Source organism: Acidobacteriota bacterium (assembly GCA_035471785.1).
Lineage (GTDB): Bacteria > Acidobacteriota > UBA6911 > RPQK01 > DATIPO01 > JANQFM01.
Window position 1 is genome coordinate 86120 of the sequence record DATIPQ010000133.1, and the last position, 12711, is coordinate 98830.

Annotated in this window: 8 protein-coding genes; 5 read left to right on the forward strand and 3 right to left on the reverse strand. The window is 63.6% G+C overall.

What is annotated here, in order from left to right; translation table 11 throughout:
- Positions 1 to 38: 38 nt before the first annotated feature.
- Positions 39 to 1193, forward strand: coding sequence for a tRNA uracil 4-sulfurtransferase ThiI (gene thiI / locus VLU25_18870; GenBank protein HSR69998.1), 1155 nt, complete (start codon positions 39 to 41; stop codon positions 1191 to 1193).
- 107 nt (positions 1194 to 1300) lie between these two features.
- Here the strand turns inward: thiI and VLU25_18875 are convergent, their stop codons facing one another.
- Both VLU25_18875 and VLU25_18880 read right to left on the reverse strand, forming a co-directional pair.
- On the reverse strand, positions 1301 to 2953 hold the full coding sequence (locus tag VLU25_18875; protein ID HSR69999.1) for a trypsin-like peptidase domain-containing protein: 1653 nt from the start codon (positions 2951 to 2953) through the stop codon (positions 1301 to 1303).
- 227 nt (positions 2954 to 3180) lie between these two features.
- Positions 3181 to 3897: an SDR family oxidoreductase gene (locus VLU25_18880; GenBank protein HSR70000.1), complete on the reverse strand. Its 717-nt coding sequence runs from the start codon at positions 3895 to 3897 to the stop codon at positions 3181 to 3183.
- A gap of 118 nt (positions 3898 to 4015) precedes the next feature.
- Between VLU25_18880 and lpxA the strand changes: the two genes are divergently transcribed.
- Complete coding sequence (gene lpxA, locus VLU25_18885; GenBank protein HSR70001.1) at positions 4016 to 4795, forward strand: acyl-ACP--UDP-N-acetylglucosamine O-acyltransferase; 780 nt, start codon at positions 4016 to 4018, stop codon at positions 4793 to 4795.
- 14 nt (positions 4796 to 4809) lie between these two features.
- Here lpxA and VLU25_18890 read toward each other — a convergent pair whose 3' ends face one another.
- Positions 4810 to 5745, reverse strand: coding sequence for a GNAT family N-acetyltransferase (locus tag VLU25_18890; GenBank protein ID HSR70002.1), 936 nt, complete (start codon positions 5743 to 5745; stop codon positions 4810 to 4812).
- Positions 5746 to 5831: 86 nt separating this feature from the next.
- Here VLU25_18890 and VLU25_18895 point away from each other — a divergent pair, with 86 nt between their 5' ends.
- The 3 genes from VLU25_18895 (at position 5832) to VLU25_18905 (ending at position 12698) form a co-directional block, all read left to right on the forward strand.
- Positions 5832 to 8309, forward strand: a complete 2478-nt coding sequence (locus VLU25_18895; protein ID HSR70003.1) for a penicillin acylase family protein — start codon at positions 5832 to 5834, stop codon at positions 8307 to 8309.
- A gap of 219 nt (positions 8310 to 8528) precedes the next feature.
- The gene (locus tag VLU25_18900; GenBank protein ID HSR70004.1) at positions 8529 to 9854 is read left to right on the forward strand and encodes a hypothetical protein; all 1326 of its coding nucleotides are present in this window, start codon (positions 8529 to 8531) and stop codon (positions 9852 to 9854) included.
- Between the two features lie 369 nt (positions 9855 to 10223).
- The gene (locus VLU25_18905) at positions 10224 to 12698 is read left to right on the forward strand and encodes an ABC transporter permease (protein ID HSR70005.1); all 2475 of its coding nucleotides are present in this window, start codon (positions 10224 to 10226) and stop codon (positions 12696 to 12698) included.
- Positions 12699 to 12711: the final 13 nt, after the last annotated feature.

Consider the following 12711-nt stretch of genomic DNA (forward strand, 5'->3'; position numbering starts at 1 on the left):
GACCCGGTCAGCGGTCCCCCTCGTATAATCGAAGGCCGATGCAACGTTTTTTGATCTGCCGCTACAACGAGATTACCCTTAAGGGACGCAACAGGCGTGCCTTCGAGGTGGCGCTGCGGGAGAATCTCAAACGCGCGCTCAAAGGCCTGCCCAATCAGTCCATCTTTCGCCTCTCAGGGCGGATCGTGGTCCGTTTGGCTGAGGACGCCCAGGTGGAAGAGGCCACAAGGCGAGCCCGCAACGTCTTCGGAATCGCCACCTGCTCTCCAGCTTGGGGATCGGTCCAGGACCTCGCGCAGCTCAACCGCGACCTGTGGACGCTGGCTTCGGCCCGAGAGTTCACCTCTTTCAAAATCGAAGCCCGCCGCACGCCGGACTCCATCGATCTGCCAACTCCCGAGATCAACCGGCGGGTGGGCGCATTCATTCAAGAAAAATGCGGCAAGGCGGTGGACCTGGAAGAGCCGGACCTGACCTGCTTTCTCGAATTCATCGAAGATTACGCCTTCATTTACTTCAGCAAGGAGACGGGAGCGGGAGGTCTGCCGGCCCGCACGGCGGGAAAGGCGGTGGGACTGATCTCGGGAGGAATCGATTCTCCGGTGGCCGCCTACCGCATGATGCGCCGCGGATGCCGCGTCATCTTCGTCCATTTCCACAGCTTCCCCCACACCACTTTGGAAGCGCAGGAAAAGGTGCGGCGGCTGGTCAGCGTACTCAGCCGCTATCAGGGACACTCCCAACTCTTCATGGTGCCCTTTGCCCAATGCCAGCACCAAATCGTGGCTTCATCGCCGGCCTCGCTGCGGGTGGTTCTCTACCGGCGCATGATGCTGCGCATCGCCGAACGGGTAGCTTGGAGGAAGAGGGCCCGGGTGCTCTTGACGGGTGAGAGCCTGGGACAGGTGGCGTCCCAGACGCTGGAGAACCTGACGGTCATCGACAGCGCCAGCAAACGGCCTGTCCTGCGGCCCCTGGTAGGCTATGACAAGCAGGAGATCATCGATCTGGCCCGCCGGATCGGGACCTATGAGATTTCCATCGAGCCGGAAGAGGATTGCTGCACACTCTTCCTGCCCGATCATCCTCAGACGCGCGCCCGCTACCGCCACATCCGCGACATCGAGTCCGGCATGGACATCGAGGCCATGGTTGAAGAGGCTCAAGCGCGCGCCGAGGCGGAATCCTTCTAAGCCACCAGGTGGCCCGCAAGTTCACACAAGTGTCAGGTGCTGCCACCCCGGCCGGCGGCCCCTATGCTCCCTGCGACACCAGGCTCCCGGCTTAGCCGGCCCTCCGGTCAGGGTTTCTTGAAGGAGGTGTAGGCAACGCTGTTGAGCCCTCCTTGAGGATTGGGCTGGACGACCCGCAGCACTACCGACTGACCCGATTTGAGGTTGCTGATGGTGTTGTAGAACTCGTCGGCGCTGTCCATGCGTTCGCCGTTGACCTGGCTGATGATGAGCCCGGCCTGCAGTCCGGCTTCGTCGGCCAGGCTGCCGGGCACGACTTCCTCGATCAGCACTCGGCCCTCCTTCTCGGGCAACTCGATGCGGCGGGCATCGTCGGGATTGAGATCCTCGAAGTAAAGCCCGATCTCCTTGGGCTGCTGCTGCGGTTCGGGCTCTTCCTCGAAACTGAAGGAGCGGCCTTCCCGCTGTTCCTGATCCTCCAACTGGCGGCGAGCCAGCTCAACGTCGAAAGTCCTGACTTCGCCCCTGCGCACGACCGTCACCCGCAGCTTTTCTCCGGGAGGCGTCGAAGCCACCGCCGAACGCAGATCAAAGGGCGTCTCGATCTCACGGTCGCCGATCTTGACGACCACGTCTTCCACTTCCAGGCCGGCCTGGGCGGCGGGACCCTGGGTAGAGCCGGGATCGCCCGTTTCGTCGATCAGGTCGGTGACGATGACTCCGTCTCCGTCCTTGATGCCCTCCGGGTCGTCTCCGTTCACCCCGAAGTAGTCGGCCATCTCAGGCGTCATGGCGGTGGTGTTCATGGAGATTCCGATGAATCCGCGCTCGATGCGCCCTTCGCGCACCAGTTGATTGTAGGCATTGACGAAAACGTGGGAGGGAATGGCGAAACCGATGCCTTGCGAACCTCCCGAACGCGTGGAGATGAAGGTGTTGATGCCGATCAGCCGGCCGTTCATGTCGACCAGCGGCCCCCCGCTGTTGCCGGGGTTGATGGCGGCGTCGGTCTGAATATAGTCGCCGAAGAGGTTGGCAACCGATCCGAAGCGATCGCCGGGGCGGCCTTTGGCCGAAATGATGCCGGCGGTGACCGTCTGCTCCAGTCCGAAGGGACTGCCCATGGCCAGCACCCAATCGCCGATCTGCACCTTGTCCGTGTCGCCGATGGTAGCGGCGGGGAGCGTCTCGTCGGCGTTGATCTTGAGTACGGCGATGTCGACGATTTCGTCGAAACCCACCACCTCGGCCCTGTAGATCTTGCCGTTGGAGAGCATCACCTCGATGCGGTCGGCGGGTCGGCGCTCGCCTCTGCGGGTCATGCCTGTCACCACATGCGTGTTGGTGATGATAAAGCCCTTGCTGTCGACGATGGTGCCTGATCCCAGCGAACGCTGCTCCTGAGGCTGGGAAGGCATGCCCCGGAAGAAGCGCTCCAGCAAGTCGGGGACTTCCGGATCGTCCCGGTCGCTTGAGCGGGCCCGCTCTTGGGGAAGCGTACGGCTGCGGATATTGACCACGTAAGGCTCAAACTGTCTGGCTACCGCGCGGAAGCCCTTAGAAAGCTCCGCCGCATCGGGGGCAGCGGTGGTTCCGCTGCTTTCAGCCACCTTGAGCAGGGCAACCTGCTGGACGTCCTGATGGCTCCAGACCTGCTCCGAGACGATGGGGCCCAGCACAAGGCCGAGGCTGAGGGCCGCGAAAACGGCGAGAAATGTCAATCCTTTGCGTGAAGAAAGGAATTGTACGGTTCGTTGCATGGGATCTTCCCTCCAAAAACTTACTCTTCAAATCTATGATCGAAACCTTGATTGTCAAGGCGTGTCATTCTCACATCATCTTATGATCCGAAACCCCGTCCCAAGTTTCACTGGGGCGCGCGGCCGAGACCACAGGCAAGTCAACCGCAACTCCGCCTGTAACGGTTTATACGTGCGCCGGGGCCCAGCAGTTTCAGGCATTGCAGCGGCAGCTTCGGGGCGGCTCTTCATTTCTTGGGAGGCCGGGAGGGCCGCATCTCGATGCGGCTGGTCAAACAGCGCGGATGGCGCTTGAGCGTGTCGATGACCACGTCGGCCACGTCCTGGGCGGACAGCTTCCAGCTTTCGCTGCGGGGAGCCTGGCCACCAAACCAGGTCTCGACGCTGCCGGGCATGATGTAAGCCACCCTGACTCCGTCGTGACGGACTTCCTGCATGAGAGCCTCGGAGAATCCGATGAGCCCGAACTTGGAGGCGTTGTAGGCGCTGGCGCCCGGGAAGGCGTTCTTACCCGCCAGGCTGCCGATGTTGATGATGAAGCTCTCGTCCTCTTTCTTGAGATGGGGAAGGGCGTAGTGGCAGCCGTAAAAGAGGCTGTCGAGATTCGTCTGCAAAGTCTGCCGCCATTCCTCGACGCTGAGCTCCTCCACCGGCTTGAAGATGCCCAAGCCGGCGTTGTTGACCACGATCTCCAGCCCTGAGAACTCGTCCACGGCGAATTCGATCAGCGCCTTGACCTGCTCGGCGTCGCGGACGTCGCAGACCCGTCCGGCGGCGGACGCGGCGCTGATGCGGTTGAGATGTTTGACGGTCGACTCCACGTCGGAAGCGGTGCGGGAGGTCACGACCACTTTGGCGCCCTCTCGAATCAGGCTTTCAGCGATGGCGCGTCCTATGCCTTTGGTGGCGCCGGTGACAATAGCTCGTTTATCCTTAAGGTCCATTTAAATCTTTCTCCGGGGGAAGGGTTCAAACAACTTTCAAATTCAAGCAGCATTACCATCATGACAAAAATCGCCTTCGATCCCAAGCGCGGGCGAGTCATGGGAGCGGAATTCATCCATGGCCCACGATTCCACACCTTTGAGCGTGCATCCTACCGCCCTGGTCCATCCTTCCTCAAAGCTGGGGCGCGGAACTCAGGTCGGCCCCTATGCCGTCATCGAGGAAGACGTTGAGGTCGGAGAGAACTGCCGCATCGCCGCTCATGCCGTACTCAAGCGTTTTACCCGCCTGGGCAACCGCAACCAGCTTCACGAACACGCCGTGCTGGGAGGCACGCCTCAGGACTTGAAGTTCCAGGAGCAGGAAACCGCTTTGACGGTGGGAGACGACAACGTCATCCGCGAGGGCGTGACCCTGCACCGGGCCTCCTCGGGCCAAGCCACCCGCATCGGCAGCGGCAATTATCTGATGGCCTATGTGCATGTGGCCCACGACTGCCTGCTGGGCGACGGGATCATCATCGCCAACAATGTCTGCCTGGCCGGCCACATCGAGATCGGGGATCACGCCTTCATATCGGGTGGCGTCGTCATCCACCAGTTCACGCGCATAGGCCGCCGCTCCATGATCGGCGGCAACGCCAAGGTGGTTCAGGACGTCTTGCCCTACTGCCTGGTCGACGGTGTCCCGGCCCGCACCCGATCCCTCAACCTGGTGGGGCTGAGAAGGGCCAAAATCAGTTCCGCAGAACTCAAGCCGCTGAAAGAAGCCTACCGGGTGATCTTCTCCGATCACTCCGCCCTGAGTGACCGCCTGGCCCGCCTGAGCGAAATTGATTCTCCAAGGGTCCGCCACATGGAGGAATTCATGCGAGACTCGCAGCGGGGAATCTGCTGAAGGGAAGTGCGGGGTCAGCTTGCTTCACGCTTCCACAAAAAGGCGTGGAACGATTTCTTCAGTTCAAAACCCATGCGGCGATAAAGACGATGGGCCCCCTCATTGGCCGCCGACACGGAGAGGGTGATGCGCCGGAGCCCCTGACGCCGGGCCACGGCGAAGTAGCGGCGCAGCAGGTGAGTGCCCACGCCTCGTCCCTGCCAGCGGCGGGATATCGAAATCTGGGGAATCATGCCGGTGCGGGGAGAAATGAGGCTGGTTACCAGAACCCCGCAAACCTCCCCCTCAGCGTCCATAGCCAGCAGCGTCGTCGAGGGCTGAAAGGTCCCGCAGCCGGGATTGTCGATGAGGTTGCGCAGAAAACGCGAGCAGCCCTGCAGCGATTGGTAGTCGTAGCAGAGTTCGAAGTCGGGCGAGGAGCGATAGCTGTCTTGAACGGTGCGGGCGGCGGCTTCGAAATAGCGGCGTTGCCACTTCTCGACCCTGAATCCGTTGGGCTGACCCGCCGGCTCTTCTTGCTGCCGCCGCAGGTCATAGGTGAGAAAACAACGCGGCAGAGCCTGGAACCCCTTTTCCAAGAAGAGATCCTTGAGGGGCAGGTTAAAGGAGATGATCTGACACTCGATGCGCTTGACCTGAGGACGGGATGTCAGCGACTGCACGGCTTTGTCCAGAAGCATCTGGTAGCCCTTAAAGCTGGAATGAGCCTCAGGCATGAAAAGGTCGCCGATGAAACCCACGGGATTGTTGGCGATGAAGTAGGTGTAGCCGAGCAGCTCCCGACCAGACCCCTCCAGCACGAATCCCGGCAGGCTCTGAGAGCTCACGAACCTGCGGATCAGTTGCGCAGAGGGACTGAAGTCCCAGTGGAGTTCGCGGCGCCAGCACTCGATTTCTTCCTGGAAGAGAGGTTCGAGGCGGTTCAAGTCCGACGGCATCAATGTCGCCACATGCATCTTCTCTATTGTAACGTCAGGACGCGTCGAGATCCTCTCAGCCCTTGCAAAGCAGCCGCCAGGCAACAACAATGGCAGCCATGAAGCGTCTTACTCAGCACAGCTTGAGCGTCCTGTGCCTGCTCTCTGCAATGGCCTTGGCAGGCCTCTCCTGCGCACCCGAGAACAGCCGGCCGAGGGAGGAAATCGTTGCCCGGGGCCTGCGCGAGCAGGTCGAGATCCTGCGCGATTCCTGGGGAGTCTCCCACATCTACGCCCGCAACCAACACGACCTCTTCTTCGCCCAGGGGTACAACGCCGCACGGGATCGGCTCTTTCAACTGGAGATGTGGAGACGCATGGCGACGGGGACGCTTTCTGAGGCCTTCGGCGAACGCTTTCTGGCCCAGGACTTGGGCTCGCGCCTGCTCCGCCTGCGGGCCGACATGAAGCGCGAAATGGCCCACTACCATCCCGACGGAGAAGAAATCATCACGGCCTTCGTGAAAGGCGTCAACGCCTATGTCAAGGAGGCCCTCGAGCAGCCCGAGAACCTGCCCATGGAGTTCGGTTTGCTGGGCATCGAGCCGGGCTTGTGGACGCCTGAAGTGGTGGTTTCGCGCCACAACGGTCTGTTCCGAAACGCCGACGCGGAGCTGTCCCTGGCCCTGGCAGTGAACAAGATGGGATCGGCGGCGGTGAAGGAATTCTACCACTTCGAACCTCCCGATCCCGACCTGGAACCGGCCCCGGGCCTCGATCTGGATGGGCTGAGCGAGCAAATCCTGCAGGTCTACCAGGCCTCCCGGCAACGCCCCGTCTTCCTGCCCGAGGACGTGGTGGACGAACAAGCCCGGGCCCAGGACCAGGCTGCCGCGGGCGCGCTCCGCCAGCCGTCCGCCGCGCGTCGGGGCCTGAGTCCTCTGGAGGCTCCGGAACCGGGCAGCAACAACTGGGTAGTGGCGCCGGCCCGCAGCGCCACTGGGGCGGCCTTCATGGCCAACGATCCCCATCGCTCCCTGCAAGCTCCCTCGCTGCGCTACTTCGTGCATCTCACCGCTCCGGGCTGGGACGTCATCGGAGGCGGCGAACCGGCCCTGCCCGGCGTTTCCATCGGACACAACCAGGAAGGCGCCTGGGGCTTGACCATCTTCAGCGTCGACCAGGAGGACCTCTACGTCTACCGCACCAACCCCCAGGACCCGCTGCAATACCGCTACCGGGAGCAGTGGGAAAAGATGCGTGTGGAAGAAGAGACCATCCCCGTCAAAGGCCGCCAGCCGCAGACCGTGCAGCTCAAGTTCACCCGCCACGGACCGGTCATCTACCAGGACCAAGAGGCCGGTTTGGCCTATGCCTTGAAGGCCGCTTGGCTGGAGGTGGGAGGCGCGCCCTACCTGGCCTCGCTGCGCATCAACCAGGCCCTCACCTGGGAGGAGTTCCGCCAGGCTTGTTCCTATTTCCTGACCCCCTCCGAGAACATGGTGTGGGCCGACCGCCAGGGCAACATCGGCTGGCAGGCCACCGGCATCACGCCCCGGCGCCCCAACTGGAGCGGGCTGCTGCCCGTCCCCGGAGACGGACGCTACGAGTGGGATGGATATGTGCCGGTGCTCGACCTGCCTCATGCCTATAATCCCCCCTCGGGCTACCTGGCCACCGCCAACGAGAACAACCTGCCCCAAAACTACCGTCCGGTGGTGGGTTTCAGGTGGGCCGAGCCCTACCGCAAGCAGCGGCTGGATGAGTTTCTCTCTCGGGAAGAAAAACTGACGCTGGAGCAGATGCGGGAGCTGCAGTTGGACTACCTGAGCATCCCGGCCCGCCAACTGACGCCTCTCTTGCTGGCCGCCGCTCAAAATCCGCCCCAGGGCGCCAAGCGCGACGTGGCCAACTGGGAAGCGGCGCTGAAAGCCCTGGACCAGTGGGACTACCGCATGCAGGCCGACTCCATGGCGGCCGCCGTCTATACGGTTTTCGAACGATACCTGCGGGCGGGGCTGGCCCGCCTCCTCTATCCCCAAGCCATTGGGGAACTGGGACCGCCCCGCCTGACCCAGGTCTTGAGATGGATGCGCACTCCCCATCCCAGGCTGGGCAGAGACCCCCAGCGGGCCCGCGACGCCCTGCTGCTCTCCAGCCTCGGCCAGGCTCTGGAGGAACTGCAAGAGCGGCTGGGCGAGGACGCCTCCCGGTGGCGCTACGGAAGCGCCGACCTGCACCACGTCCGCATCGTTCACCCCTTGTCCCAGGCGCTGCGTCCCGACCTGGCCGCCAGGCTCGACCACGGCCCGCTGCCGCGGGGCGGCAACCGCCACAGCGTCAACATGACCACCAGCCGCGACAACCAGTCCTCGGGAGCCACCTTCCGCGTCATCGCCGATCTCTCCGACTGGGACTCCAGCCTGGCCACCAACTCGCCGGGACAGTCCGGCGACCCCTCCAGCCCACACTACCGCGACCTTTTCCAGCCCTGGGCCGACGGGCGCTACTTCCCCCTCCTCTACTCCCCCCAAGCCGTCGTCGACGGCGTGGCGACCCGACTCCGTCTCAAGCCTGCCGGTCCCGGCTCTGAGTAAAGCGGCTGCTCACTGTTTTTTTCCGCCCGGCAAGGAACATCCAGGCCCTCGTGGTGACCATAGAGAGCAGAAGCGCTTGAGCCAGTGAGCCATCGGGGAAGCGGCGCGGCGAGCCCTACCGTTCCAGGAGATTGACCGATGGCATACACCCATGCTTTTGTTCCACACAGGAAAAATTCACCTCACCGGCCGGACGGCGGGGACATCCGCTCGTGGCGGATGCCTCGCGGCCGACTCTACGCGGCGCTGATAGCCGTCCTGCTGCTCATGCTGGCCTGTCAGGGCGAAACGCCGCCGGACTCATCGTCAGCCGACCAGCCCCAAGCCGACTCTCTGAAGTCTCAAGAACTCGAAAAGCAGCTCGAAACCGCGCTTCAAGAACGCGAGAAAGCCCAGCGGACGGCCCGCCTGCGCGGGCAGGACGCCCAAAGGCTGGTTACAGACTTTCTCAACCGCTATCAGTGGCACAGCCTCTCCGAGCCCATGCGCGAGACCCTGTCGGGACTGGGAATCGATCCCCAGCAGCCGGAAAGCTATCTCGACGTCGACTCCAGCAAACTGGTGCCGCTGGCCACCGTGCACGCTTTCTTCGAGGCTTTTCCCTATCCCACGCTGCCTCCCGAGTTAAGCCGGCGCTTCCGGGAGATGGGCATCGATCCCGATGAGCCGGACACCTTCATCGAGGCCGACCTGATCGAATTCGCCCGCGCCACGGCCGGCTTCGCCTGGGACTCTCATCTCTGGCAGGTGAAGGCCCAAAAGCTGGCCAACCGGCGGGGAGAGGAGATCGACCAGCTCAGCAACGAGAAGAGCCGGTTGGGGCGCGACCTTCAGGCTGCCACCCACCGCTTGGGCGCCCTCGACCGTGAAGTGGAGGGACTGCAACAAGCCCTTTCCAGCGAGAAGCACAGCCACCACAAGACCCGCCAGGCCAAGGGACAGGTGGAAGACGACTATGCTCAACTGCAAAGCGATGCTTCAGCCGAGCGACGCCAAGCCGAAGAGCGGCTGCAAGCCCTGGCCGACCAAAAGGCAGCGCTGGAGAGAACCCTGGAATTGGAGCGGCGCGGAGAACACTTCTCCCAGGCCTGGCTGACCGCCCAGCGCCTGCTCGACCAGTACGAGCGCGTCCTGGAAGAAATGGACAAGTACTACCAGCGCCGGCAGTTGCTGGTCACCAGCTTCGTCTACGAGCTCAACGCAGACGGATCGGTGACGGGCATCGACAAGCAGACCGGATACGAGAATCACCCCGTCTGGGTGCGGGCCGAGCCTGGCGAAGTGGAGGAGCGCTACTTCGAGCGTCACTGGAAGGCCTTCCGCCACAACGTCAAGCAGGCCATCCACACGGCCAGGAAAGCGCGCAAAAAGAGCGACTATCAGCCGGCCAGGGAGCTGAGCGGCCAGCTTGAGGAGATGTTGCGGCAGATTCCGGAAGACCTGTGGATCTCGGTCAAGACTCCCAGCGGAGGCCGTTACCGCCTCGACTTGACCCCCCAGGTCGACCCGCTCATGCAACAACTGGCGTCCTGGCGCCATCTCTAGTGCGGTGCGTCAGAAGTTTTGAGCCACCCTGTGGCGTTATCCCACGCTTTCAGCGTTCAGACCTTTGCCGTCTGAAACCCAGGGTGGCGCCGCCGTCTCGCCGGCGCTCGCCGCGGCTGACCCTGGGCTGGCGAATCGCTCGCCTTCGGCGAGCCCGGACTTGACTTCCAACACAGTCGCTGGGCTGGCGAATCTGTCCCTGGCAGGGACAAGAAACGGAGGTTCCCGGCTCAAAATTTATGACCGGCAGCACTAGGTTGTCGAGGCCTTCCCGTGTACCCTTGGAAATGAAGGATTGCCAACCAAAAGGTGGTCCGGCCGCGTCTAAACCGCGGAACAGGGAGCCGTCAGCACCGGCGGGGGAACACCATGTCCAACTTCAAATACGCCCTGCGCATGATCGGCCGCAATCCCAGGTTTGCGGTCATCGTCATCATCACTCTGGCACTGGGAATCGGCGCCAACACTGCCGTTTTCACCGTCACCGACGCCGTCTTGCTGCAAACCATGGAGGTCCGTGATCCCTTCCGGCTGATCACCCTCTCTCCCCAGCAACCGGGCGGCTTCGCCCTCATTTCCTATCCCGTCTTCGAAGAGATGCGCCAACGCCAGAGCGTCCTGGAAGGCCTTTTCGCGGCCACCGGTCCAGACTTGGAGCGGGCCGCCCTGGACGGGGAGCGCCTGCCGGGAGTCAAGACCGAGGGAGTGACGGGAGACTACTTTCAGGTGTTGGGGCTGCGTCCCCAGCGGGGGCGCTTCTTCACCCGCCGCGACGAGGAGAGCTTCACCCGTGCAGACGGCGATGAAGAGGGAGAGGCCGTTGATCGACCCGTCGGCTCGGCCGTCATTGCCCATTCATTCTGGCAGAGGCAGTTCGGTTCGGCGGATTCGGCGGTGGGACGGCTCATCGAGGTGGACGGACTGCCATTCGAGATCGTGGGGGTGGCGCCCAAGGACTTCACGGGAACCTCGCCCGGACGACGCACCGAGATCTGGTTGCCGCTGGAGCAGTACGTACCCGCCCGCTACCAGAGGGCCCGCACACTGGTCTTCTTCTCTCTCATGGGACGCCTGGCCCAAGGCACCAGCCTGGAACAGGCCGAGCAGGCCCTGACGGCCCTCTACCGCCAACTGCGCCAGGAGGAGCGTCAGGCCGGACTGCAGGGCGAAGCGGAACATGAAGTCGACTTTTCACGCTCGCGAATCGAGGTGGAGAGCGCGGCCGGCGGTTTTACTTCGCTGCGCAGGCAGTACCAGCGCCCTTTGCTCATCACCTCCGCCGTGAGCCTTCTGCTGCTGCTCATCGCCTGCTTCAACGTGGCTAACCTGATGCTGGCCAGAGCGGCCCGGCGCCAACGCGAAATGACCACCCGCCTGGCCCTGGGGGCGGGCCGCCGGAGGCTGATGAGCCAGCTCCTCGGCGAGGCCTCCTTGTTGGCCCTGGCGGGAGGAGCGCTGGGCTGCCTTCTGGCTTGGGCCTCCTGCCCGCTGCTGATGAACATGATCAGCCTCAGCAATGCCAGCGTAGAGGTGCCCATCTCACCCAATCTGCGGGTGCTGGGCTTCTCGGCGCTGGTTTCTTTGCTCACCGGCCTGCTCTTCGGGCTTCTGCCCGCTCTGCAGGTCAGCCGTTTCGATCTTGCCGGGGCCTTGCAGGCCGCCGCGCGCTCCAGCGGCGGACGCAAGCGTCAGCGGCTCAACAAGGCGCTGGTGGCCCTGCAACTGGCGCTTTCACTGGTGATGTTGGCCGGGGCGGGCCTCATGCTGCGCACGCTGATCGATTTGACCCGCGTGGACACGGGGTTCCAGAGCTCCCAAGTCATGGTCGCCACCTTGGGTTTCGACGTGCCCCCGCAAGGAAGAGCCGAAGCGGCCCGGCAACTGGTCGACCGCCTGCAGACGCTGCCCCAGGTGCGTTCAGCCGGCGCCTCCTGGATGACCCCCTTCGACCGCGGAATCATGTTCACCGCGGTGGAGGTTCCGGACTACACCTCGCAGGAGGGCGACAACGAGGCCAGAGTGCAGATCAACGTCGTGACGCCGGGCTACGTGGAGACCCTGGGCATCGACCTGGCGGCAGGACGCGCGTTCACGCCCTCAGACCGCGAGGGAACCCCTAAGGTGGCTCTGGTCAACGAGGCCTTTCAGCGCGAGTTCCTGCGGGGAGGCTCCGCCCTCGGTGTGAGACTGCGCATGGACGAAGACGAGCTGCAGATCGTGGGGGTGACCCGCGACTCGCTGTGGAACGACCTGCGGGCCGAGACGGAACCGATGCTGCTGCTGGCCCAGCCGCAATGGCAGTTCAGCGTCTACTCGGCCCAAGTCCGCATCGAAGGCCCCTCCGGTGCGGCCGTGCAGGCCATTCGCGGCGCCGTCATGGAACTGCCGGGCAACCCGCTTCTGGTGTCCATCGACCCCTTGGAGAGCCTGGTGGCCAGGAGCATCAGCCGCGAGAGCCTGGTGGCGCGCATGGCCGCGGTCTTCGCGGCGCTGGGATTCTTTCTGGCCGGATTGGGCCTCTATGGCGTCGTCTCCTACGGTGTGGTCAACCGCCGCCGTGAGATCGGCATCCGCATGGCCCTGGGGGCTGCCCGTCCCCGCATCCTCTGGATGATCTTGCGCGAAACCCTGTGGCTGGCCGCCGTGGCGGTCGTCTTGGGAATTCCGGCGGTGCTGGCGGCCAGCCAGGTGCTGGAGAGCCTGCTCTTTCAGTTGCAGCCCAACGATCCTCCCACGCTGGTGGCGGTGACCCTGCTGCTGATCGCCGTCTCCCTGGCCGCTGGACTGCTGCCGGCCAGGCGGGCCGCCGCCGTCCAGCCCGCCGAAGCGCTGCGAAGCGAATAGAGCCTGAGGCCGC

Excerpts from the sequence above, each read along its gene's own strand:
- thiI (HSR69998.1), top strand. The coding sequence starts at position 39 with ATGCAACGTTTTTTGATCTGCCGCTACAACGAGATTACCCTTAAGGGA.
- VLU25_18900 (HSR70004.1), top strand. The coding sequence starts at position 8,529 with ATGCCTCGCGGCCGACTCTACGCGGCGCTGATAGCCGTCCTGCTGCTC.
- VLU25_18895 (HSR70003.1), top strand. The coding sequence starts at position 5,832 with ATGAAGCGTCTTACTCAGCACAGCTTGAGCGTCCTGTGCCTGCTCTCT.
- VLU25_18875 (HSR69999.1), bottom strand. The coding sequence starts at position 2,953 with ATGCAACGAACCGTACAATTCCTTTCTTCACGCAAAGGATTGACATTT.
- VLU25_18880 (HSR70000.1), bottom strand. The coding sequence starts at position 3,897 with ATGGACCTTAAGGATAAACGAGCTATTGTCACCGGCGCCACCAAAGGC.
- lpxA (HSR70001.1), top strand. The coding sequence starts at position 4,016 with ATGGCCCACGATTCCACACCTTTGAGCGTGCATCCTACCGCCCTGGTC.
- VLU25_18905 (HSR70005.1), top strand. The coding sequence starts at position 10,224 with ATGTCCAACTTCAAATACGCCCTGCGCATGATCGGCCGCAATCCCAGG.